Consider the following 22,591-nt stretch of genomic DNA (forward strand, 5'->3'; position numbering starts at 1 on the left):
CATACAACTTGGATTATGTCGATTGTTGATTACGGGGTATGTTTTTAGCTTGCCTGGCCTTTTGATATAGTTAGAACCGTTTCATGGCTATAAATTCAAAACTCTCTATCTCTCATCTGAAAGGAAGCCCTGATGCAATACCCGTACTTGCTGAACTATTTTGCTGTAGCAGCCGGGGGAGCCCTTGGGGCACTGGCACGTTCTCTGGTTTATGAGTGGTATGCAAAATCCGGAAATGATCAGTTGTTTCCACTTCCGACCTTAACAGTCAATATTATTGGTTCGTTTCTTATGGGGATTGGCTGGTACTGCCTGGTAGAGAAAAGTCTGCTTCCCGCAATCTGGAAAGATTTTGCCACCGTAGGCTTTCTGGGAGCATTAACCACCTTTTCTACTTTCTCACTGGATATTTTCCGGCTTTTTCAAACCGACCGATTGCTTGAGGCAATCGCTTATATGCTGGCCAGTGTGACTCTGTGTCTGGTTGGTACCTGGCTGGGTTATCAGGGCATTCGGGTGATCCTGAATGGTTAGCTGCTTATTATCTTTATCGAATGTCGCCGAGTCATGGTGTATCATCAGCAGGTTATCCGTGACGAGAATGGTAAACGTTTGAAGCGTCTGCCCGGATAAGAAAACCATCGTCCAATCAGTTAATTTGGTAGGAATATGCTAGACCCCAAAATCGTTCGCAGCCATCCTGAAGCTGTGGCGGAACAGCTGTTGAAGAAGCACTACAAACTGGATGTTGAGCGTCTGGTTTCTCTGGAGGAGCGTCGCAAGTCGCTTCAGGTTAAAACTGAGCAGCTGCAGAGCGAACGTAAGTCGGGTTCCAGGGAATTTGGCAAGATCAAGGCCCGGGGCGATGATGTTTCAGCGCTTAAAGAGCGCATGGATCAGGTGAATGCCGAACTTAAGGAAAATGAGCAGGCCCTGACCGAACTGCAGGAAGCATTGAATAACCTGCTGCTGGAAGTGCCCAACCTGCCAGACAGCTCCGTACCGGAAGGCAAAGACGAGAACGACAACGTACTGGTTCGTGCCTGGGGTGAGCCACGGAAGTTTGAGTTTGACGTAAAAGATCACGTTGATCTGGGCCAAGTTCTTGGCCTTGATTTCGAAGCAGCTACCCATATTTCCGGCTCCCGATTCGCCATGTTGCGTGGCAAAATTGCCCGTCTGCACCGGGCACTGGCTCAGTTTATGCTGGATATTCAGACCACTGAGCATGGCTATGAAGAAGTTATCACTCCGCTGCTGGTTCACGATAAAGCGCTATATGGTACTGGTCAGCTGCCTAAATTCGGTGAAGATCTGTTCAAAACCGCCTGTGATGATGATGCCAGTGCTGAACAGAAGCAGTTTTTCCTGATTCCTACGGCAGAAGTTACCCTGACCAACCTGGTGCGTGAACAGATTGTTGAAGCTGATCAACTGCCCATTCGTCTGACGGCTCACACTTCCTGTTTCCGAAGCGAAGCGGGCAGTTACGGTCGTGATACCCGTGGCCTGATTCGTCAGCACCAGTTTGAAAAGGTTGAGATGGTCCAGATCGTCCATCCTGATAAGTCCTATGAAGCGCTGGAAGAGATGACAGGGCATGCAGAAGCCATTCTCCAGAAGCTGGGGCTGCCTTATCGCGTTGTGGCACTGTGCGGTGGAGATATGGGCTTTGGGGCCGCCAAGACCTACGACCTTGAAGTCTGGCTGCCCGCTCAGAATCAGTACCGTGAAATATCTTCCGTCAGTAACTGTGTTGATTTCCAGGCACGTCGAATGATGGCGCGTTTCCGCAATGAATCAGGCAAGCCGGAGCTGGTTCATACGCTGAATGGTTCAGGTCTTGCCGTGGGTCGTACTCTGGTGGCGGTACTGGAGAATTACCAGGATAAGGATGGGCGTATCCATATTCCCGAAGCACTTCAGAGCTATATGGGAGGAATTAGTATTCTCTAGGAGGCTGTCCGAGAATAGCGCCCGTAGCGAGGATGGCAGAAAATTGAGGATAAAAAGTCGGAAATTTTTAGTGAATAGTGGTTCTATTTACTAAAAATTTCCGACTTTTTAGACCAATTTGCTGCCACCGCAGTAGGGCAGTCTATTCTCGGACAGGCTCCTAACGAGATCAGCAGGGTGGAACGTTTGATTTCACCCTCTTATTTTAAATCTAAAGTATTATCATCAATCAACTTTGTTCAAAAATAACGGTAGTCATGAACAAAAGGAGAGCGTGGTGAATAATCTTTCCGCGAGGGATCCTGTAGAGACAACAATTGATTTGGGCAGCGATAATGAATCTGATGTTTATAATGCCCATGCGGCGGCTGATGTTTCGAGATATGCGGCGGCTGATGTTTCGAGATATCACTCATACGTAGTAAGGCCAATTGCCAGTACATCAGGCAATTATTTATCGGGTAACCAGCAGCCTGTTGCTAATACTGATTCCTCTGTCCATGAATATGACCTTCCTTCAGGTTTTCAGAGTCACCAGAATCAGGCAGTGAGTTCTTATCAATTTATCATTAATGGCCAGACTAAAACATTTAAGTCGCTACGGTTACTGCTCCAGATTCAGCCTTTTATGGATAACTTCAGGGCGAGTACCGGAAGATATCTTTCTGATGTCCATATCCCGCGTGAGGATAGCGCACTCAAAACATTGATTCTTGAGAATGCTCGTGTTCAGCAAGTATTCTTGTTGGTGAATGACATAGAAACAATAAATGTATTCACATCATCGGATCAAACACAGTTGACGGAACAGGCGTCAGCCAGTGGATACAGATCAGATGACTATCGTTTACCGGCAACACAAAGTGGCTTACAGCGAATGGTTGCCCGTGAAAACCGTCTGTTGAATTCAATCGGTGGTCAGAGATCACCAGTGCAGTATTGCCAGCCTGCACTATCTTCGGAAAGCTCAAATCCTGCTTCTGACGTTAACAGCAATACCCGGTATTTCTGCCATATTCATGGAGAAGATAAACAATTTGATTCGATTGCTGCGTTATTATCGGATCGAAAACTGCTACGAAACTTTCGTGATAATGCTGAGTTATACGATGTAAGTTCAGATATTCCTTCTAACAATACTGAACTGAAACACTTTATTATCAATAGACAGGATCGGTTCAATGCATTCCTGTTAATTAATGATATTACCGCGATATCAACCACTGATGCTGGTTATGGTGCTGATCATGCCGCAGCCTCTGATGCGGGGCTGATTTCTACAATGTATAACCCATATATGGTAAACAGTAACGATCGCAGAAACTCTATCGTTCGGCATGGTGCAGTCAGGCAAATGAGATTCATACGTAATTTTCCTGCTGGCAATAAGAGTGCTATTACAATATCAAATGCTGGATTTTATTTGTCACTGGTGGAAAAAAGGCTGTTATGTTTCACCTGCGGAGGTTCAATTAAAGAGTGGCAAGAGGAGTGGGGAGAGCGCACCCTTGATGAGGTTCATGCAAGACTTTACCCTGAATGCTCTTTTTTGCGGGAAAAAGAAGGTGAAGGGTTTATCGAATTCTGTCAACAACAATTAACACAAGCACAACAACGTGTGTTAGCCCGACCTTTGGAAAGTCATCCACATTTGTATCGCTCACCCGTGGATGTGTATCAATGGCAGCAAGAACAGGTAGAAGTGGACTATTATAAATTTCTATCCGACTGGCGTGAAGGGCGAGCGCAATTGGACGGAATGACGTTACATGAATTTGTACGGGCGCAAAATCAAGCTGGCCAACACAGTAGGGACAGACAGAGTCAGGCAGACGCCACTTATTCTATAGAAAGCAATGTTCGAAGATGTCTGCAGGCATTTCACCGTAGTTTTCTTCCTGGTTCAGCGCTTCACAATGCAATGGACAGGTTGTATGGAAAAGTTAATGCTGCTCAGAACCAAAGCAATGAGCTTAAATTAAACTTATTGCAAATCCTGCAAAATCTATTGGCACTTCGAGAAGATCAGTCGGAAGATGCAGGTGCTGAAATTGCTTCGATTATTGACGCTGCTTACGATCGGGATTGTCAGGATCATACAACAGAAATCATTGATCAAATCAAGACTCGAATGGCTTTGATTAATATCAATCGGGAGCTGGAGTCTGATTCTGATGTTGTCCACATATTCAACCTGCTGAAGAAATTAAAATTATTTTACAATGAGTCGGTACTTTACAGTGTGTTGTCCACTACAAGGGGGATAGCTGGTAAACCAATTATTGCGGGCAGTGAATCCACTGAAACAAGAGGTTACATTAAGAATCTATTTTCCCAAAGTATCTGCCAATTCCCTGAGAATCAAATTCCACAGTGTTACGGCACTCTTGGCAGGCAGCCAGCAAATGTGATGGCTGAAATTAAAAGAAAATTCATCAGTGGTATTAATAATCTGGCGGATTTTCAAAATTATATTATGGACATGTTTAACACTGATCCGGCATTACTTAATCTTTTAATAACGAAAAATGCTGAGTTTTCAGTTTGGCATGGCAAGACAGAGAGTAGCGCTGAGTTATTGATGGAGCAGTACAGTCCCGATACACCAGGGCTCTCTGAGCAGGAGATTATTGAAGGTGCCGCTAACGTTGCAGATGCTCGTGCAAGGTTTATGCGTGAAGATCTTTACCAATTCATCAGCGAGAAGCTGGACATTTACTGGGATGAGATTATTCGGGAAACATCCCGATAATGTTTAACCCGGATATAGTGAGATGCTTCAATAGTGTATTGTCGGCACCCGGTAAAGCAGCAAAATCGCTTTAGACTCTTCCTCCATCAGAGAGACACCAGAACACTACGCTGACTATTTTCAAGGTATCATCCTGAAATTTTCCGGACATCATTAAAATGGTTAGTCAATCTAACCATTTTGATAGCTACATTTGAAATCTAAAACACTACTATTAATCAATTTTGTTCAAATATTTAACGGTCATAATGAACTCAAGGAGAATCATGATGGATCATATCACACCCGGGGAGCTTACACCGAGAACTGTTCATGAGAATGAGGCGAGTAGAAGTAATAATAGTAACCGTCCCAATACTGATGGTTCGAGGTATCGTCAATACGATGTAAGGTCGATTGGCAGCTCGAACAATTATTTATTATCTGATCAGGGGGCTGTTGGTGGTGCTGATTTCCCTGAGCGCTCATATCCAGGGGCTGCCGGTTTCCAGAGTCATCAACACCAGCCGGTAAGAACTTATGAAGTTACTATACATGGCTATACTCATGCGTTTACTTCGCTAAGGGAATTGCTCCAGGTACAGTCTTTTATGGATAACTTCAGGGGTAGCGCCGAAGTGTATCTTCCTGGTATCGATATTCCCCATGAGGATGCTGAACTCAGGACATTGATCCATGCGAATGAATGTATTCAGCAAGTATTTTTGCTGGCTAATGAAATAGAGACATTAAATGTATCCGCATCATCGGATCAAACGCAACTGATCGAACAAGCATCAGGCAACGACTATCATTTACCGGTACCATCAGGTAGCCGACAGCGAACTGTTTCCATTGATAACCATCAAGTTAATGATATTGAAACGGTGCCCTCTGACGTGGAAGCGGGTGCCAGGATTTATAACCAACGTATGGCATGTGAGACAGAGCGAATGTACTCTTTCGCTAAGCACTTTGCATCCAGGTGTGTAGCATTCCTGGATAATTTTCCTCATGATAATAGACATGCCATTAGGCTATCCGCTGCTGGATTTTATTTGTCACTGAAAGACGAAAAACTGTTCTGTTTCTCCTGTGGAGGCTCCATTGGAGAGTGGCAAGAGGAGTGGGGAGTTAGTACCATCGATGAGGTTCATGCCAGACTTTACCCGAAATGCTCTTTTTTACAGGAACACAAGGGTGAACATTTTATTCAAACCTGCCAACAACAGTTAAGACCCGAACAGCAACAGAGGTTGGTCCAACCTTTGGAAAGTCATCCGCATTTGTATTCTTTACCCGTGAGTGATCATCAATGGCAACAAGAAGAGGCTGCAAGGTCCGAGAGGGAAGCGGTGTTTAACTTGCATAATGGACAAACACTAGTAGATGGAATGACTGTACCTGAAATTCTGCGTCAAAACAGGGTTTATACTCAACTTGCCCAACAGAATCGCGGCTGGCGGAGTCAGTATCAGCCTGGTGCTACCTCTGCGATTGAAGGCAATATTCAAAGATGCCTGCAGGAATTTCACAGGAGCTTTCTCGTTGATTCTGAACTTCACCACGCAATAGACAGGCTGCATGAAAAAGTGAATGACGCCCGAGACCGAAACAATCAACTTAAATTGAGCTTATTACAAATCCTGGAACATCTGATGACACTCCCGGAAGATCAGCAGGCAGATACCGGAGCTGAAATTACTGAGATGATTAACGCTGCTGATGACCATGATTGTCAGGATCATACATCGGAAATCATCGATCAAATCAAAACGAGAATGGCTTTCATTAATATCAGGCGGGAACTGGAAGCGGAGCATGATGTTGTCCAGGTATCCAATCTGTTGAAGAAATTAAAATTATTTTTTAATGAGTCAGTACTCTACAAAGTGATGTCTACTACAAGGAGAGATGGTACTCTACTTGTTGTTGCCAGAGAATCCACTGAGATAAGAGGGCGTATCAAGAATCAATTTTCCCGAAGTATTTGCCAATTTCCGGAGAATCATGTTTTTCAGCGTTTTGGGGATATTGGCAGACTGCCGCCGGAAGTGATGGATGAACTTGAAAGTAAATTCATTAGCGGCATCAGGAATAAAGCCGATTTTCAGAATTATATTATTGACATGTTTAAAACTGAGCCTCAATTACTTGATCTTTTAAGAAAGGGAAACCCTGAATTTTCGGTTTGGCATGGTAAGACAGAGAGTAACACCGAGTTATTGTTGGAACAGTACAGCCCGGATACCCCGGGACTCTCTGAGCAGGAGATTATTGAAGGTGCTGCTGGCGTTGCAGATTCTCGCAGAAGGTTCATGAATGAGGATCTTGAACAATTCATCAGCGAGAAGCTGGACTATTTTTGGACGGAGATTCTTCAGCAAACATCCAGATAATGAGCAAGTCGCCCTTGCTGAATTAGCCAGGGCGATTGGTTTAGCATTCAACTGTGAGATTCTTCAACCAGTATTTTGCCAGCACCCGGTAAAGCACCAGAACCGCTTTAGTCACTTCCTCCATCAGAGCGCAGATAAACACCAGATACAGTGGCCATTGCCAGATATTCACCGCTGCCCAGGTCAGCGGTACACCGACAAGCCACATACCAATAATATTGATGGCTGCCGTGGCTTTCACATCGCCGCCGCTGCGCAGTACACCAACAATCCCGGTCAGGTTGATGACCCGGATGCATAGGGCAAAACCGGCAATAATCAGCACCTCACTGGCCATTTTCAAGGTGTCACCCTGAAATTTGCCGAACATTCTGACAATCGGCTCATTAAAGATCAGGGTAACAACGCCAATCACCAGGGCGGTTGCCGGGGCGGCCAGCATAAAATAACGGCTCTGTTTCCAGGCCAGCTCAAATTCTCCAGCGCCGAGCTCCTTCCCGAGTATGATCGAGGTGGCGATAGCGAACCCGATAAACAGGGAAATCAGCACGCCTTCGACGGAAGAGACGGCGCTCATCACCGCCAGTTCAACAACCCCCATCTGGGCAAACATCAGGTTGTAAAGCACCAGGCCAAATGACCAGAGGCCGTCCTGAATCAGCATGGGAACACAGATGCCAATATATTTAATCCAGTGTTTACCGCTTTTGCATTGCAACAGGTCAGCTTTTACCGGTTTGAGACCCGGGCGAACCTCAAGGATGTAATAGATAAGCAAGCCCACCTGAATCAACCGGGAAATGGTTGTTCCCCATGCAGAACCGGCAACCCCAAGGGCTGGAAAGCCAAAATGGCCATAGATAAGCAGATAATTAAACAGCACATTCATAAGAATGGTGATAAAACCGATTCGTGTCGGTGTTTTTGCGTCGTTATTGGTTCTCAGCAGGGCTTCCAGCGGGATGGTGACCGCTATGCAGAGAAAAGAGGGTGCCGTGATGAATAGATAGCTGCCGCCAAGAGCCTTCAGCGTGAGGTCTTCACTGATCAGGCCCATGATCTGTTCTGGAAAGAGCAGGTAGACAATGGCAAATGGAGTGGTGATAGCCAGTGTGGCAATGATCGTCTGAACCAGCGTCCTGCGCAAGCCATCCATATTTTGGGCACCAATATACTGCGCGGCCAGTATGCTCATGCCACTGCCCAGGGCAGCGATCAGAATCAGGTTAAAGAAGAAAATCCGGTTGCCCATGCCTACCGCAGCAACTTCTGTTTCACCCAGCATGGAGACCATGAAGATATCAATCAACCCAAGCATAGAGAACATCATGGATTGCAGGGAGATAGGCAGTGCCAATTGCCAGAGATTGCGCAGGAAGTCCCTGTTTGGGGCTGGGTTTTCAATAGTTTGACTGGTCATAAAGCGACTAACAATGATAGGGGCCTGAAGCGCGTTTCAATCCGTGAAAGAGGGGAGTAGTCTCATTCGGATATAAACAACCATGAACTGTATAGCATTCTCTTTATGGTTATGTCGGAGTGATGCAATAACAGCATAAAAAGCTATATCGTCATATTTAACATCAACTGTACTCTTATAGTCGTATAAGAGAGAAGTCGGATTTTTCCCTATCCCTGGTTCAGCTCCAGCTTTTTATAACTTTTAATAATAATAGATAAGAAAATATTGTTATCTTTGTTCTGTCGTATGCTGGTAAACTCGCCCCATCCATGGTTCGGTCAGCCGGACCACAGGCTTACATGATTTGTGCCTGCAACCTTATGTCAACAGAGCTTTATCAATAACGAGAAGAACATGGATTATCTGCCATTATTTCTACAGGTACGTAACCAGCGTTGTCTGGTGGTGGGTGGTGGCGATATCGCCCTGCGCAAAATCAGGCTTCTCAAAGCTTCTGGTGCCAATATTCGAGTGGTGGCCAGAGAGATATCAGCAGAAATTCGCGAGTTTCTTGCCAGCGGCAATCACCAATTGCTGGAAAAAACCTTTGATAACCATGACCTGAACGATGTCTGTCTGGTTATTGCAGCAACCGATGATGAGGGTGTTAACCGGCAGGTAGCGAGGTTGGCGCAGCAGCGACAGCTGTTTGTTAATGTGGTGGATGATGCCGATGCCGGCAATGCCGTAATGCCGGCGATTGTTGATCGCTCTCCGGTGGTGGTTGCCTTTTCCACTGGTGGTAAAGCTCCGGTTCTGGCCCGTCTCCTGCGACAGAAGCTGGAGACACTGTTGCCCCGGGGGTATGGCCGTCTGGCGGCACTGGCAGGTGAATGCCGGGATATGGTCAAGGCCAGGTTCAGTGAGATCAATGACCGACGGTATTTCTGGGAGAACGTGTTGGCAGGTCCTGCTGCAGAAAAGGCGTTGGCAGGTGACCTTCAGGGTGCCCGGAATTTGATTGAACAGACCCTGGCAAATACATCGGAGCAGAAAACCGGCGAAGTATATCTGGTGGGCGGAGGCCCGGGCGACCCGGACCTGCTGACATTTAAAGCGCTGCGGTTAATGCAGCAGGCCGATGTTGTGCTGCATGATCGGCTGGTGTCTGAAGATGTTCTGGCACTTTGTCGTCGGGATGCAGATTATATCTACGTTGGTAAAAAGCGGGATCGACACACACGCCCCCAGGAAGAAATCAATGCCCTGTTGGTCGAATTGGCCAAAGAGGGTAAGCGGGTTCTGCGATTAAAGGGTGGCGACCCCTTTATCTTTGGCCGTGGTGGTGAAGAGATCGAAACACTGGCCAGTGAAGGTATCCCTTTCCAGGTGGTGCCTGGTATTACTGCCGCTTCCGGCTGTGCCAGTTATGCTGGTATTCCCCTGACCCATCGGGATCACGCTCAGTCTGTCCGCTTTGTCACGGGGCACTTGAAAGATGGAAGCTATGCGCTGAACTGGAAGGAAATGCTGGATCCCGGTCAAACGCTGGTGTTTTATATGGGATTACTGGGGCTTCCCCGCATCTGCCAGGCGTTAATTGATCATGGAAGGGATGCACAGACGCCCATTGCCTTGATCCAACAGGGTACAACCCGGAATCAACAGGTCTTTACCGGAACCCTGGCCACTATTAAGGCAATTATTGAGTCCGAAAGGGTAAAGGCTCCAACATTAATCATTATTGGTGGTGTGGTTAGCCTTAGAGACAAATTAAGATGGTGTTGATTTGTTTTTTGAAAGCTTGTATTGAACATGAAATTCCGGTGATGAAAAATCTCTGCATAGTTCGTATGGCCGGGCTGAAGGTCTGATTATATAATTGACCCCGTTTATGGTTGTGAAGAATTTATAGTCATTTTTGTCGATCTCCTCCTGATTCTCTGATTTACAACCATGATCCCGGTTTTCTCTATTGGTTGCAAAACGATGTCTGGTGGCATAACGATAAATGGGTAGACGGGATTTAGCTTCAGGATTTTCTCCAATAAAATCATGCTTGATATATTCACCCTGTAACTTAGCTGACATTGGCCTTGGTATCATCTTATACCTACTGATTTCATCACGGCTAAAAGGCACGTGTAGCTTTGTTAGCAAGGTGTAATCATAAGGGGTAACTTTTCTGATTATTTCTGGCGACTTAATCAATGTATATCCAAATTGGGTTTCTGGTGCGGATATGATATAAAGGCAGTTTTCTATATGGCATTTGTCCTGTCTTATATCTTCTTTTACTGTATTCTTGAACGTTGGATATCGTTGGTCTAGAAAAGTGGAAAAGGGGCTGTTTTTTCTCAGAGACAGGATATTTACATTTGGTTTAATGAATACGGCCAGTATGGTGACTGGATTTCCTTTATTATAACTTTTATCAAGGTAACCCTTGGCTGCAGCAATGCTTGGAGTGCTGTAGAGGCCAATACCATAGGCTTGCCCCTCTTTGTTAATTGTTTGAGGATCAAAAATTCTCTCTTTCAGGATAGAATTTCTGCACCGGCCCATTTCGTCATTGACACAAGTAAATTTGCCTGCACGGAAAAAAATATTCCTACCTGCTGTTTTTGGGCAAAATTCACTATGTATAAAGCTTTTTATTGCCATTTCGGTGGTTATATTAAATTCCGTAAAAAGTGAAATTGTCCGTAAGTCCTCATTAATATCTCTGAAACAAGTACTCTGAAATTGGCGTAGTAGATAAGAGGATCTCACTTTAAAGCGATCAAAAATAAAAGTGGATATATCTTCCTGGCTGAGAAAATATATTTCATGGCTTCTGAGGGTTTTGCATTCATTATTTATAATATCGAGCAGGATATTCACTGCCTGTTCACTTGCGTCAGGTTTAAGAAAAGACCTTATTTTCTCAAGTATTATACTGCGTTGCGACAGATTACAGCAAAGTGGAGTTTCGCTGGTGTCCATAGGTTCAATTTTCATTTCAGGTAGATCAGAACCTGAGCAAGGTGTAACCTGGCGATTGTCAAAGCATGAAAATTGATTACTGGTTGTTGTGTTGGTTGTTGTGTTGCTGGTACTGAGGGAAGTGGGTACTGGGTTAGGATTGAAAGACAAAGGGTTCATTGGGTAACACTCGTCTAAATGGTTTTTGGTATATTCCATCCACTTAACCCGGATATTTCATAAACATGCTCCCGTTCTCGCTTGTCCTTTGCCGCTCTAAGGGAGTTTTGTTCAGTCGACCATAGTCCCCGGTACGGCGCTCCCTCACAAAATTCCTTAGAGCGACAAAGTCCTCGGCTTTGGCATCCTGCGTCGCCCTACCTCCCACATCCATGTGGTCGTGCGCGAGATTCGGGGCAGTTTATGAAATATCCGGGTTAAGGAATATACCATGTCAATTAATTGATCTAATTAGACAATGCTGTTAAGGGATCTGGATAAACAAACTGATAGTTTAGCGCTTTCTTCAATTTATCGCAGTTCACAAGACGATAGGGCATGGGTTTATCGATAAAGATGGGCGGCTCAATACCCATGATTTCGCAGGACCGGGTGTAGAGCTGACGACGGGTAGGATGCTCATCCGCTGAGGCGTTGAAGACTTCCCCAAACAGGTTTTTGGCAATGATCTGCCCAATGATTTGCAGGCAGTCTTCCCGGTGTATCATATTCACCGGATCGTCAGCGCCACCCAGCTCTTTGCCGGAAAAGTAGCGGCCTGGCTGATATTCACCGCCAATAAGGCCTGAGAAGCGAAGCACCGTGGTTTTTAGATCGTCATGGTCAGTGAACAGCTGCTCAATATCCAGCCAGGCAGTATCAGAAAAGGGGGACTCAATACGGACGGCATCGTCTTCCGTTACTTCAACGTTATTTTGCGGGTAAACGGAGGTAGCACTGATCAGAATAATCTTTTTAACCCGGGCTTGCTCAATACGGTTAAGCAGAGCCTTCATCTGGCGAAGGTAAAAGTGGGGTTGACCATCGCCTTTTCCCGGTGGAATGTTGATAAAGAGAATATCGGTATCAAGAAACGAGTCAATATCACCCTCAGGCTCTGGTGAAAGTCCGATTATATAAGGCTTCATGCCAACCGCAGAAATAGCTGCCAGCTTTTCCTCCCGGGTGGTTGACCCCTTGACTGGATAGCCATCTTTCACCAGTCGTTCGCCCAATGGCATGCCCAGCCAGCCACAACCCAGAATGCTGATGGTTTCTTTCATTATCGGTCTCTTGCTTGTCGAGGAAAAGGACGATGAATTGCAAATGCGAACTATTCTCGCTGATTGTTGCCATAAATGAAACAGTTTAGAATAACCGAGTTACCCGGTAGGGATTCTCTGAAGCGCCCCAATGACATAGAATAGCCATGAAGTTAATAGAGGAAGTGTTGCGTTGAACATTACATTCACTGAAGCCGCACAGAAGTATCTTGCCCAATTATTAGAAAAACAGGGGGTTGAGGGGATTGGTGTACGATTGTTTGTCAGTAACCCCGGCACTCCTCATGCGGAAACCTGCCTGGCCTATTGTAAGCCGGGGGAAGAGAAAGAGGGTGATCTGACGCTGGAGCTTGAGTATTTCAACTGTCATGTTGAAGGCACCAGTGAGCCTTTTCTGGAAGAAGCGGTGGTCGATTTTGCCGAAGACAAGCTGGGTGGTCAGCTGACCATCAAGGCACCCAACGCCAAGATGCCCAACGTTAATGAAGACAGTCCTCTGGATATGAAAATCAACTATTTCCTGCAAATGGAAGTGAACCCGGGGCTGGCTTCCCACGGTGGCGTGGTATCCCTGGTGGAGCTGGATGATGGCATTGCTGTTCTACAGTTTGGCGGTGGTTGCCAAGGGTGCGCTGCGGTTGATATGACCCTCAAGGATGGTGTTGAAAAAACGCTGATGGAGCGTATTCCGGAACTGAAAGGCGTTCGTGATGTGACGGATCACAGTAATACTGAGAATGCTTTTTACAAATAAAGCAGATCAATCCTAAGAGGGAAGTGGGGTCCACTTCCTTTCTCCGTTTTTTCAATGTTATGTCGATTTTACCGTTAGTGTTCGGTGTCACCCTATGACGTCCCCCCTTATTACCCGTGCCGGAAAAGAAAAGCTTGAGCAGGAGCTTCAGTATCTGTGGCGAATTAAGCGCCCTGAAGTCACGCAGGCTGTTTCTGAGGCTGCAGCGCTTGGGGATCGCAGTGAGAATGCGGAATATAAAGAGGGCAAGCGACAGCTCCGGGAAATTGACCGACGCATACGCTATCTGACTAAACGGCTTGAAATCCTGAAAGTTGTCGATTATTCGCCAGAGCAGGAAGGCAAGGCTTTTTTCGGTGCCTGGGTTGAGCTGGAAAGTGAAGAAGGTGAAATACTCCATTGTCGTATAGTGGGTGCCGATGAGATAGATGTAAAAAACAACCACATTACCATCGATTCCCCCATGGCCAGGGCAATGGTTGGGCGTCAGGTAGATGATGAAATCGTGGTCAATGCACCGGGTGGACGCAAGATCTGGTTGATCAATAAAATACAATATGACCCTTTTTCTGATGATAAATAGGTAAAGCTATGGTTTTTCAGGCTTTACTAATGGTATTTTTAACCCCTTTTGAAAAAAAGGGTAAAGATACCGGTATAACTCTCTGAAATAATGGTGTATCTTCTCCCGCCTTTTTGAAATCCCAAGCTCATTTACTCACCCGGTAGTCCGACGGAACTGTGAAGCGTTATAAACAGGCCATTTTATCCAATTTTTTTGTCACCGAAGATGGCAGTGCTGTGCGCCATCTGGTTGAGGCAAATCTGGATATTGAGTCAAGAAGTGACCGTACGCTTTGTACCGAAGTCCTGAACAGTGACTGTCGCTACGAGGTGCTGGTGAATGGCCATCTATCCACTATCTGCATGATCTGCTCAGCGATTCTTGATCGAAGAATCAGCAATATGCCGGTGGAACGTAAAGTCAGTTATGGCAAAAAGCAGACGATGGAGATCTTTACACCACCGGATACCCAGTTATCGCTTCCGGGTGTGGTTGAGCCTGTTCAGGTTGAAGAGGGTAAAATGATCACTTCAAAAGAAGAACAGCCCGAACAAATCGAGCTGTTTATGTGAGTTAAAATCAGTTCTGCCTAGCGACGTCCCGGCAGAACATCTTTCAATTTATCCCTGATGTTGCGCAGCGTCTTCTCCGTTGTTTTCCAGTCAATACAGGCATCAGTAATAGAAACACCGTATTGCAGATCGTCCAGGTTATCAGTCATTTTCTGATTGCCCCAGCCAATATTGCTTTCCACCATCAGACCCACGATAGATTGATTGCCTTCAATGATCTGGTTGGTCACATTCTCCATAACCAGTGGCTGCAGGGCAGGATCCTTATTTGAGTTGGCGTGGGAACAATCCACCATAATATTTGGCGTGATGCCGGCTTTTTCAAGCGCCTTTTCACACAGTGCAACACTGACAGAATCGTAGTTTGGCTTGCCATTACCACCACGCAGTACAATATGGCCGTAAGGATTACCTTTGGTATGGGTAACAGCCACTTGCCCCTGGCCGTTCAGCCCGAGAAAACGGTGTGGACTGGAAACAGACTGCAGGGCATTGATCGCCACTTCCAGTCCGCCATCGGTGCCATTTTTAAAGCCAACGGCCGAGGACAGACCGCTGGCCATTTCGCGGTGAGTCTGCGACTCAGTGGTTCTGGCTCCTATTGCAGACCAGGCAACCAGGTCCTGAAGATATTGAGGCGAAATTGGGTCCAGCGCTTCTGTAGAAGCAGGAATGCCCATTTCGGCAACATCCATTAACAGGCGGCGACCGATATGCAGGCCTTCTTCAATTTTAAATGAGTCATTCAAATGCGGGTCATTGATCAGGCCTTTCCAGCCCACCGTGGTTCTTGGCTTTTCAAAATAGACACGCATCACCAGATACAATGTGTCTTTCAGCTCTTCACTGAGGGCTTTCAGCCGTTGGGCATAATCTTTCGCCGCAGCAACATCGTGGATTGAGCAGGGGCCTATGACTACAAACAGGCGATGGTCTTTGCCATCAAGAATATTCCTGATCACTTCACGGCTTTCAGAAACCGTTTTTGCTGCTGCTTCAGTCATCGGAATCACAGCCTTAAGGCGTTCCGGACTCAACAGAACTTCCTGAGATTGAATATTCAGGTCTTCAATGGGTAAAACAGCCATGTGCGCGGTCCCGTTCTTTTAATAAGACTTGTTTAAAATCTCCTGATCAGTGGCCTGACGCCCCTGATGCCAGATGAAAATATGGCACCCATACTGACAGATTGTCACCTCACCCTGTATAAAGCCCTGGTAATTATGAGTTTTCCATTGGCCAGGTGAGGGTTTTCCACTTTATTCAAACTGACACAGGGCTGCAACCCTGGATAGGGTTAAAAAAGGTATTTCAGGCCCAGTCCGAGCAAAATAATGGCCAATATGATGCGCATGAAGGTATCCGGTAGCTTCATGCCGACACGGGTTCCCACATAAATAGCAGGGATAGAGCCAATCAACAGGCTGCCTAATAGCACAAAATCAACATTACCCAGCCAGATATGGCCAAAGCCTGCCAGTAACGTTAACGGTACCGCATGAGCCAGGTCGCTACCCACTACCTTGACGGGTTTCAGCAGCGGATAGAGCAGGATAATAGCGGCAGTGCCCAGTGCTCCGGCACCCACCGATGAAAGTGTGACCAGAACCCCGAGGAAGATACCGGCAATAAAGGTTAATGTTGTCTGATATTGCTGTGGAATCATCGAGACACCAGAGAGCTGTCTTCTTTTCAAAAAAGGACTCATAAATAGCGACAGCGCAGTGAGGGTTAACATTATCCCAAGGCATAGTGTTAGGATCGGGCTATAATCAGCGCTTCTGTCAAAAAAAAACTTGAGCAGCACAATTGTCAGGATTGTGGCAGGAAGGCTGCCAGCACAGAGCGTTTTGACCAGTGTCCAGTCAATACTTTTCTGGCGATGATGGACAATGACTCCGGTTGACTTGGTAATGGCTGCATACATCAGATCCGTTCCAATGGCGATATGAGCCGGAAAGCCAAACATTAACAGCAGTGGTGTCATCAATGAACCACCGCCGATACCTGTCAGGCCAACCGCAAAACCAACGCCGGCACCGGTGGCAATATATGTTAGAAAATCCATAAGCATCCCAAAATCTATGGTCTAAAGTTATAACTAGCCAAGGCGATGTTTGAAAATATTGACTAAAAATTGATGATTCGCTGGTAACTATATTGACTGGCTTGTATTCTGGAAAAGAATTTAATGTCATTCTTTTATGCTTTATAGAACTAACGGATCCTGTTTCAATCTATTCATTTTTGTCAGCACAACCTGCCCGACCGGAGGCCATCAATGAAGCTGCAACAACTGCGCTATATCTGGGAGGTCGCCCACCACGATCTCAACGTATCAGCTACAGCGCAGAGTCTATACACTTCTCAGCCCGGCATCAGTAAACAAATCCGGCTTTTGGAAGATGAACTTGGCGTTGAGGTTTTTGCCCGAAGTGGCAAGCATCTCACCCGCATTACCCCGGCCGGTGAGAAAATCATTGATACAGCCGGTGAGATCCTTAGAAAAGTTGAGTCGATCAAGCAGGTTGCCCAGGAATTCAGTGACGAGCGAAAGGGCAGTCTGTCCATTGCCACAACCCACACGCAGGCTCGCTATGCCTTGCCGGGCATTATCCGGCAGTTCATTGGTCAGTATCCCGATGTTGCTCTTCATATGCATCAGGGCACTCCCATCCAAATTGCCGAAATGGCAGCAGACGGTTCCGTTGACTTTGCTATCGCAACGGAAGCACTGGATTTGTTCAATGATCTGGTGATGATGCCATGCTATCGCTGGAATCGCTGTGTTCTTGTACCCAGGGACCATCCTCTGACCCAGGTATCTGAATTGAGCCTGAAAGATATTGCCCGATATGCCCTGGTCACCTATGTTTTCGGATTTACTGGTCGCTCCAAGCTGGATGAAGCCTTTATGAATGAAGGGTTGTCACCCAGGGTAGTGTTTACTGCCACCGACGCCGACGTGATCAAAACCTATGTGCGCCTGGGACTGGGCGTCGGGATCATTGCCAAAATGGCTTACGACCCTGAACTGGATTCAGACCTTGTACCCCTGAATGCTGATCACCTGTTTGAGCCAAGCATTACCAAGATCGGGTTCCGGCGTGGTACTTTCCTGCGTGGATTTATGTACGACTTTATTGAAGAGTTTGCCCCTCACCTGACCAAAGATGTGGTTCAGGAAGCAATCCTTCGTCATAACAAGGCGGAAGTGGATGAACTCTTTTCACATGTTCAGCTACCAAACCAGTAACTACCTTATAAGCGGCTTGGTTCAAGCCGCTTTTTCCAGTACTTCCTTTACCAGCTTAAAATAGATGGTGTAAATCGCTGGCTCGCTGCCTTCTTCTTCAACAATAAAAAAAGGTGCTTTGTCTACCTGGTATAAATTTGCCAGTAAAGTACCTGTGCTGTCCGGGTCGCCATCAACGGCGGTGACGAATTGGTCAATGCGATTGATATGACCTGAACTCTCCAGTCTTTCCTGCACTTCCTGGCATTTTTTGCAGAGGTTGCCATCGGCCATTATCTTTTTGACCATGGTGATTTTCATAATCCAGTTCTCCCGGGGGATGGTGTTCATTTGCCGGTGGTTGTTTATTGTAGCAGTGGCTATTTAGTCAATAATAGAATCAATATCTATATTTATAGGTGTTTATGCTATATTCTCAACCAGCCTGTCAGGCCGCAATAAGTCTAACCATCAAAGAGAGAATAACCAATGGATGTCGTCTGTCTTGATCTTGAAGGTGTACTGATTCCGGAAATCTGGATTGAATTTGCTACCCATACCGGTATTGACGAACTCAGGGCAACGACACGTGATATTCCCGATTACGATGAGCTGATGACCATGCGCTTATCCATACTGGATAAACATAAACTCGGGTTGAATGAAATCCGGGCAGTGATTTCCGGGATGAAGCCACTGGAAGGCGCTGTGGATTTTGTCAACTGGCTGCGCAGTGAATTCCAGCTAATTATCCTGTCGGATACCTTTTATGAGTTTGCCGACCCATTTATGGTTCAGCTGGGTCGTCCGACACTGTTCTGTCATCGCCTGGAGGTAGCAGAATCAGGTAAGGTAACCGGCTATAAGTTAAGACAGAAAGACCCGAAGCGCGCGTCGGTAAAAGCACTGAAAAGCCTCAATTACCGGGTTCTTGCCGCGGGTGACTCCTACAATGACACCACCATGCTCTCTGAAGCAGATGCCGGTTTTCTGTTCAAGGCACCCGATAACGTGATTGCTGAGTTTCCTCAATACCCCTCAATTACCAACTACGATGATCTGCGTACAGCCTTGCGTGCGGCACGGGGTTGAGGCATGGAGCGCACAGTTCTGTGCGCTACTCTGACAAACTGTTTGCATTGATATAAATTGATGGAAATTAACTTTTCCATCCAGTTATTGTCTCAATGAATAAAATAACGGCAATAAAAATAGCAATGTGGTTCTGGCTCTGTTTGATCGCAGGATGCGTCGGTCAGCAAAGTATGCCTGAAGTCTATCCCGGAGACTTGCAGCAGCCATTAAATGTTGTCGTTTATGATCAGACTTACTGGCCAATTTATACTTGGACACCGGAAAAATCAGTCACTCGAACCCTTAGAATTTATATTGAAGGGGATGGTCGTGCCTGGTTAAGGTCCAACCGTCCGTCAATGGATCCAACTCCGGTTAACAGACTTGTTCATCATTTGATGCTGAAGGATAAATCACCGGATCTTGCTTATATTGCCCAGCCCTGCCAGTACGTTATGAATGAGAATTGCAGCAGACAGGTATGGACGTTTAAACGTTACAGTCCGAAAGTACTTGTGGCTATGAATACTGCTGTGGAATCTCTGAAAGCGAGTGGGCAGTATGAAAAACTGGAATTGGTCGGTTATTCTGGTGGTGGAGCGCTGGCTCTGTTAATTGCCGCACACAGAAATGATGTTATAAGTGTTCGTACGGTAGCGGGCAATCTCTCTCCTGAGTTTTTAAACCGCCTCCATGGTGTATCCGAAATGCCTGCGGCACTGAATCCGGTGGATTTTGGTGCTCAATTATCGTCGATAGCGCAAATGCACTTTTTGGGATTCCGGGATTCCGTAGTCCCGCTGCAGGTCAGCCAGCATTATTTTGAAGCATTTGAAGATACTTCCTGCATAAATATAGATAGAGTCAATGCAGATCATCAATCGGGTTGGATTGAGCAGTGGCCATTATTATTAGCAAGGCCACTGACATGTGGCCTGTGACGATCAATGTTTCTATAAGCAGGTTTCCAACGTATTCATCAGGTTTTTTACTTTAGTAATGGACTCCTGGTATTCCGATTCACAATCAGAGTCAGCAACAATCGCCCCACCTCCCCAGCAATGCAATTCACCATCTTTTGCCAGAATCGTCCGTATGGTGATACTGGTATCCATATTGCCATCACAGCTGATATAGCCGATGGAGCCACAGTAGACAGTACGGGCTACCGGTTCCAGCTCCCTGATAATCTCCATGGATCGTATTTTTGGTGCTCCGGTAATCGAACCTCCGGGGAATGTGCTCCTTAGCAGGTCAAATGCATCATAATCCTCCATCAGTTGGCCCTTCACAGTACTGACCAGGTGATGCACGTTGGCATAACTTTCCAGGGCAAATAACCGGGGTACAGACACGGTACCTGTCTTGCAGACTTTACCAAGATCATTTCTCAGCAGATCGACAATCATCAGGTTTTCCGATTGATCTTTCTGGCTATGTTGTAACTCTTCAGCAATGGCACGGTCTTCTTCAGGAGAACGGCCTCTGGGACGGGTACCCTTGATAGGCCTGGTGGAAACATGACCGTTTTCCAGTCGGATAAACTGCTCCGGGGAATGACTGAGAATGCTCAGGTCAGGACGTGAAATAAACGCAGAGTAGGGCGCTTTAGTGACGGTTCTGAGTTTTTTAAATGCTTCCCAGGAATCGCCGCCATAGAGCGCAGTAAAACGCTGGGTAAGATTTACCTCATAGCAATCTCCCGCCACGATATAGTCCTGAATTTGCTGAAATGCGCACTGGTATTCAGCCGGAGTCTGTGTCGGGGTGAATCTGTCGAGCAGTTTGAATGGTGAGCGGTCTGACTTCCTGACTTTATGGTCAATAGCTTTCAGAATTTCAGTTTTCAATGATTCGGGCATATCAGGATGAAACACCAGACAGGCCCGTCGTTCCTTATGATCACAGATCAGCGCCCACTGATAGAGTCCGACGGACATCAGCGGTGTTGAACTGTCTCGATGGGCTATTCGGTCCGGCTCAAGGTGTTCACACAGTTCATATCCCCAGTAACCAACCATACCGCCAACAAAAGGCAATCCGGCATTGTCGACTTTGCTCATAGCACTAAGCCATTTAGACAATTGAGAAAAAGGTTCAGTTCCAGAAAAAGTTTCTGTTTTTTGTTGGATGAGATCTTCAATCATCAAATCACCTTCTGAGGTGAAGGTGAAGTGCATTTCGGGGGCGGCAGTCATAATGTCATAACGGCTGGAATGATCTTTATAGGCTGCCTGTTTGCCATCAAATACCGAGCTATCCAGAAAACAGGGATAAGGGAGGTGAATAAAATGTTCAAAGTAGAGACTGGTGTCTTCTTTATATTCCAGTTCCAGAATTGTCAGCGTCTTCATACAGGTGTCCGAACAAAACAGTCGGCATTTTAACTGGAGCCGGGGTACTATGCCATCGCCTACAATCCATGAACCAGCCATCAATTGCTAATATCATCTGTTGTTGCAATGGTTGTAGCTGTATAACTTCCCTGTTAGCAACTGCACGATAGTCTCTCAAATAGTACCGTTTCTAGGTGCAGTGGATGTTGGCGATATAGTGGATTGTGGAGTACTTGTTTCGATTATAGGAGTGTTTGTTTTGCTGGCGGTAAACTGCCGGGCGGCGTTGCCGGGAGCTGTAGGTGTTGGTGTTCCCTGAGAAGCAGTGGATGTTGGCGATATAGTGGATTGTGGAGTACTTGTTTCGATTATAGGAGTGTTTGTTGTGCTGGCGGCAAACTGCCGGGCGGCGTTGCCGGGAGCTGTAGATGTTGGTGTTCCCTGAGAAGCAGTGGATGTTGGCGATATAGTGGATTGTGGAGTACTTGCTTCGATTATAGGAGTGTTTGTTGTGCTGGCGGCAAACTGCCGGGCGGCGTTGCCGGGAGCTGTAGGTGTAGGTGTTCCCTGGGAAGCAGTGGATGTTAGCCCCATAGTTGATGCTGATAGCCAAGAAGCGTGTGGAGTTCTTACATCAATTTTAGGAGTGGTTGTTATGCTCTTGGTTATAAATGTTTGGGTGGAAGGGGGAATGGAATTGCTGACTGTTATATTTCTACCTCTGTGGACATCGAAACCCTGAGTATTTTCAGGTCCTGGCGAAGTTGTATTACCAAGTGACTGAGTTGGAGTTGACTTGGTCTCAGCGCCATTCAATAATCCAAATCCACCCAAAAGCCCTAATGTCGTGCCTCCGATAACGGCCACACCAAGACCAATAACAACGCCCCATGATTTTCCATTGCTGGTTCTGAAAGATCCTCCTGTATTTTCACTTGAAGTTTTTGGATCCTCATTTATGGATTGCAAAGGTATTGATGTATAAGATGCATTTCTTATCGTCGTTTCCAAGATATGACTCCTTAGCATTTATTAGAGTTAACTTTAGTACCATACGATTAACAGGGAGCGCAGGTCGGGCATTCAAACGGTTTTCAGCCTGACTCACTGTTACCAAACGTCAAGAGCAGTGAGTTAAAAATGCTCTTGCACAGCAAGCTTAGCCTTTCAGCTCAACGCAATGCAGCTTTACTGAGATGTTTTTTGAATAAGCAATTGTGATCTATATGATGTTACTGATTTGGTTATATGTTGTTTTCAATGCAGGTAGAAGTGCTGATAAAAGTTAGGTATAAATATCCCAGTTTAAAATATTGTCAA

At 46.1% G+C, this 22,591-nt stretch carries 19 protein-coding genes; 11 read left to right on the plus strand and 8 right to left on the minus strand.

Translation table 11 applies throughout. The annotated features are described in order from the left end of the window. Nucleotides 1-132 precede the first annotated feature (132 nt). From crcB to J7439_RS09760, 4 genes are all read left to right on the plus strand, one after another. On the plus strand, nt 133-534 hold the full coding sequence (crcB, locus tag J7439_RS09745) for a fluoride efflux transporter CrcB (RefSeq protein WP_209201635.1): 402 nt from the start codon (nt 133-135) through the stop codon (nt 532-534). Between the two features lie 135 nt (nt 535-669). After that, nucleotides 670-1,956: a serine--tRNA ligase gene (gene serS, locus J7439_RS09750; protein ID WP_209201636.1), complete on the plus strand. Its 1,287-nt coding sequence runs from the start codon at nt 670-672 to the stop codon at nt 1,954-1,956. A gap of 277 nt (nt 1,957-2,233) precedes the next feature. Beyond that, nucleotides 2,234-4,708 carry a baculoviral IAP repeat-containing protein gene (locus J7439_RS27050; protein WP_209201637.1) on the plus strand — a complete coding sequence of 825 codons (2,475 nt, stop codon included), beginning with the start codon at nt 2,234-2,236 and terminating at the stop codon, nt 4,706-4,708. A gap of 266 nt (nt 4,709-4,974) precedes the next feature. Further along, nucleotides 4,975-7,086, plus strand: a complete 2,112-nt coding sequence (locus J7439_RS09760; RefSeq protein ID WP_209201638.1) for a baculoviral IAP repeat-containing protein — start codon at nt 4,975-4,977, stop codon at nt 7,084-7,086. Between the two features lie 40 nt (nt 7,087-7,126). Here J7439_RS09760 and J7439_RS09765 read toward each other — a convergent pair whose 3' ends face one another. After that, a complete protein-coding gene (locus J7439_RS09765) occupies nt 7,127-8,506 on the minus strand; it encodes an MATE family efflux transporter (RefSeq protein ID WP_209201639.1) in 1,380 nt (459 codons plus the stop codon). 396 nt (nt 8,507-8,902) lie between these two features. Here J7439_RS09765 and cysG point away from each other — a divergent pair, with 396 nt between their 5' ends. Next, nucleotides 8,903-10,276, plus strand: a complete 1,374-nt coding sequence (gene cysG, locus J7439_RS09770; protein WP_209201690.1) for a siroheme synthase CysG — start codon at nt 8,903-8,905, stop codon at nt 10,274-10,276. Here cysG and J7439_RS09775 read toward each other — a convergent pair. Together J7439_RS09775 and J7439_RS09780 are read right to left on the minus strand one after the other, a co-directional pair. Next, nucleotides 10,262-11,671: a hypothetical protein gene (locus tag J7439_RS09775; protein ID WP_209201640.1), complete on the minus strand. Its 1,410-nt coding sequence runs from the start codon at nt 11,669-11,671 to the stop codon at nt 10,262-10,264. The genes cysG and J7439_RS09775 overlap by 15 nt on opposite strands. 248 nt (nt 11,672-11,919) lie before the next feature. Next, on the minus strand, nt 11,920-12,735 hold the full coding sequence (locus J7439_RS09780; RefSeq protein ID WP_209201641.1) for a Rossmann-fold NAD(P)-binding domain-containing protein: 816 nt from the start codon (nt 12,733-12,735) through the stop codon (nt 11,920-11,922). Between the two features lie 172 nt (nt 12,736-12,907). Here J7439_RS09780 and nfuA point away from each other — a divergent pair, with 172 nt between their 5' ends. From nfuA to J7439_RS09795, 3 genes are all read left to right on the plus strand, one after another. Next, nucleotides 12,908-13,489 carry a Fe-S biogenesis protein NfuA gene (gene nfuA, locus J7439_RS09785; RefSeq protein ID WP_101747352.1) on the plus strand — a complete coding sequence of 194 codons (582 nt, stop codon included), beginning with the start codon at nt 12,908-12,910 and terminating at the stop codon, nt 13,487-13,489. Nucleotides 13,490-13,583: 94 nt separating this feature from the next. After that, nucleotides 13,584-14,072 (plus strand): transcription elongation factor GreB, encoded by a 489-nt coding sequence (gene greB, locus J7439_RS09790; protein WP_209201642.1) that lies wholly within the window; start codon nt 13,584-13,586, stop codon nt 14,070-14,072. Between the two features lie 158 nt (nt 14,073-14,230). Beyond that, on the plus strand, nt 14,231-14,626 hold the full coding sequence (locus J7439_RS09795; RefSeq protein WP_209201643.1) for a hypothetical protein: 396 nt from the start codon (nt 14,231-14,233) through the stop codon (nt 14,624-14,626). Nucleotides 14,627-14,643: 17 nt separating this feature from the next. Here the strand turns inward: J7439_RS09795 and J7439_RS09800 are convergent, their stop codons facing one another. Beyond that, nucleotides 14,644-15,714: a 3-deoxy-7-phosphoheptulonate synthase gene (locus J7439_RS09800; RefSeq protein WP_209201644.1), complete on the minus strand. Its 1,071-nt coding sequence runs from the start codon at nt 15,712-15,714 to the stop codon at nt 14,644-14,646. Nucleotides 15,715-15,923: 209 nt separating this feature from the next. Further along, entirely contained in the window at nt 15,924-16,694 is a 771-nt protein-coding gene (locus J7439_RS09805) for a sulfite exporter TauE/SafE family protein (protein ID WP_209201645.1), read from the minus strand. A gap of 213 nt (nt 16,695-16,907) precedes the next feature. Here J7439_RS09805 and cysB point away from each other — a divergent pair, with 213 nt between their 5' ends. After that, nucleotides 16,908-17,882 (plus strand): HTH-type transcriptional regulator CysB, encoded by a 975-nt coding sequence (gene cysB / locus J7439_RS09810; protein WP_101747347.1) that lies wholly within the window; start codon nt 16,908-16,910, stop codon nt 17,880-17,882. Nucleotides 17,883-17,903: 21 nt separating this feature from the next. Here the strand turns inward: cysB and J7439_RS09815 are convergent, their stop codons facing one another. Then, on the minus strand, nt 17,904-18,212 hold the full coding sequence (locus J7439_RS09815; RefSeq protein ID WP_209201646.1) for a hypothetical protein: 309 nt from the start codon (nt 18,210-18,212) through the stop codon (nt 17,904-17,906). A gap of 138 nt (nt 18,213-18,350) precedes the next feature. Between J7439_RS09815 and thrH the strand changes: the two genes are divergently transcribed. Then, complete coding sequence (gene thrH / locus J7439_RS09820) at nt 18,351-18,953, plus strand: bifunctional phosphoserine phosphatase/homoserine phosphotransferase ThrH (RefSeq protein ID WP_209201647.1); 603 nt, start codon at nt 18,351-18,353, stop codon at nt 18,951-18,953. Nucleotides 18,954-19,048: 95 nt separating this feature from the next. Further along, nucleotides 19,049-19,876, plus strand: coding sequence for an alpha/beta hydrolase (locus tag J7439_RS09825; protein WP_209201648.1), 828 nt, complete (start codon nt 19,049-19,051; stop codon nt 19,874-19,876). 12 nt (nt 19,877-19,888) lie between these two features. Here J7439_RS09825 and pabB read toward each other — a convergent pair whose 3' ends face one another. Next, nucleotides 19,889-21,289: an aminodeoxychorismate synthase component I gene (gene pabB, locus J7439_RS09830; protein ID WP_209201649.1), complete on the minus strand. Its 1,401-nt coding sequence runs from the start codon at nt 21,287-21,289 to the stop codon at nt 19,889-19,891. A 156-nt stretch (nt 21,290-21,445) separates the two neighbouring features. Beyond that, nucleotides 21,446-22,282, minus strand: a complete 837-nt coding sequence (locus J7439_RS09835) for a hypothetical protein (RefSeq protein WP_209201650.1) — start codon at nt 22,280-22,282, stop codon at nt 21,446-21,448. Nucleotides 22,283-22,591: the final 309 nt, after the last annotated feature.

Source organism: Salinisphaera sp. G21_0 (assembly GCF_017744115.1).
In the GTDB taxonomy this organism is placed as follows: Bacteria; Pseudomonadota; Gammaproteobacteria; order Pseudomonadales; family Endozoicomonadaceae; genus Endozoicomonas.

Bases quoted from the DNA above. Each gene is read 5' to 3' on its own strand.
- J7439_RS09805 (WP_209201645.1), bottom strand. From the start codon at position 16,694: ATGGATTTTCTAACATATATTGCCACCGGTGCCGGCGTTGGTTTTGCG.
- serS (WP_209201636.1), top strand. From the start codon at position 670: ATGCTAGACCCCAAAATCGTTCGCAGCCATCCTGAAGCTGTGGCGGAA.
- J7439_RS09775 (WP_209201640.1), bottom strand. From the start codon at position 11,671: ATGGAATATACCAAAAACCATTTAGACGAGTGTTACCCAATGAACCCT.
- greB (WP_209201642.1), top strand. From the start codon at position 13,584: ATGACGTCCCCCCTTATTACCCGTGCCGGAAAAGAAAAGCTTGAGCAG.
- cysG (WP_209201690.1), top strand. From the start codon at position 8,903: ATGGATTATCTGCCATTATTTCTACAGGTACGTAACCAGCGTTGTCTG.
- cysB (WP_101747347.1), top strand. From the start codon at position 16,908: ATGAAGCTGCAACAACTGCGCTATATCTGGGAGGTCGCCCACCACGAT.
- pabB (WP_209201649.1), bottom strand. From the start codon at position 21,289: ATGAAGACGCTGACAATTCTGGAACTGGAATATAAAGAAGACACCAGT.
- thrH (WP_209201647.1), top strand. From the start codon at position 18,351: ATGGATGTCGTCTGTCTTGATCTTGAAGGTGTACTGATTCCGGAAATC.
- J7439_RS09760 (WP_209201638.1), top strand. From the start codon at position 4,975: ATGATGGATCATATCACACCCGGGGAGCTTACACCGAGAACTGTTCAT.
- J7439_RS09825 (WP_209201648.1), top strand. From the start codon at position 19,049: ATGAATAAAATAACGGCAATAAAAATAGCAATGTGGTTCTGGCTCTGT.
- J7439_RS09800 (WP_209201644.1), bottom strand. From the start codon at position 15,714: ATGGCTGTTTTACCCATTGAAGACCTGAATATTCAATCTCAGGAAGTT.
- crcB (WP_209201635.1), top strand. From the start codon at position 133: ATGCAATACCCGTACTTGCTGAACTATTTTGCTGTAGCAGCCGGGGGA.
- J7439_RS09765 (WP_209201639.1), bottom strand. From the start codon at position 8,506: ATGACCAGTCAAACTATTGAAAACCCAGCCCCAAACAGGGACTTCCTG.
- J7439_RS09780 (WP_209201641.1), bottom strand. From the start codon at position 12,735: ATGAAAGAAACCATCAGCATTCTGGGTTGTGGCTGGCTGGGCATGCCA.
- J7439_RS09815 (WP_209201646.1), bottom strand. From the start codon at position 18,212: ATGAACACCATCCCCCGGGAGAACTGGATTATGAAAATCACCATGGTC.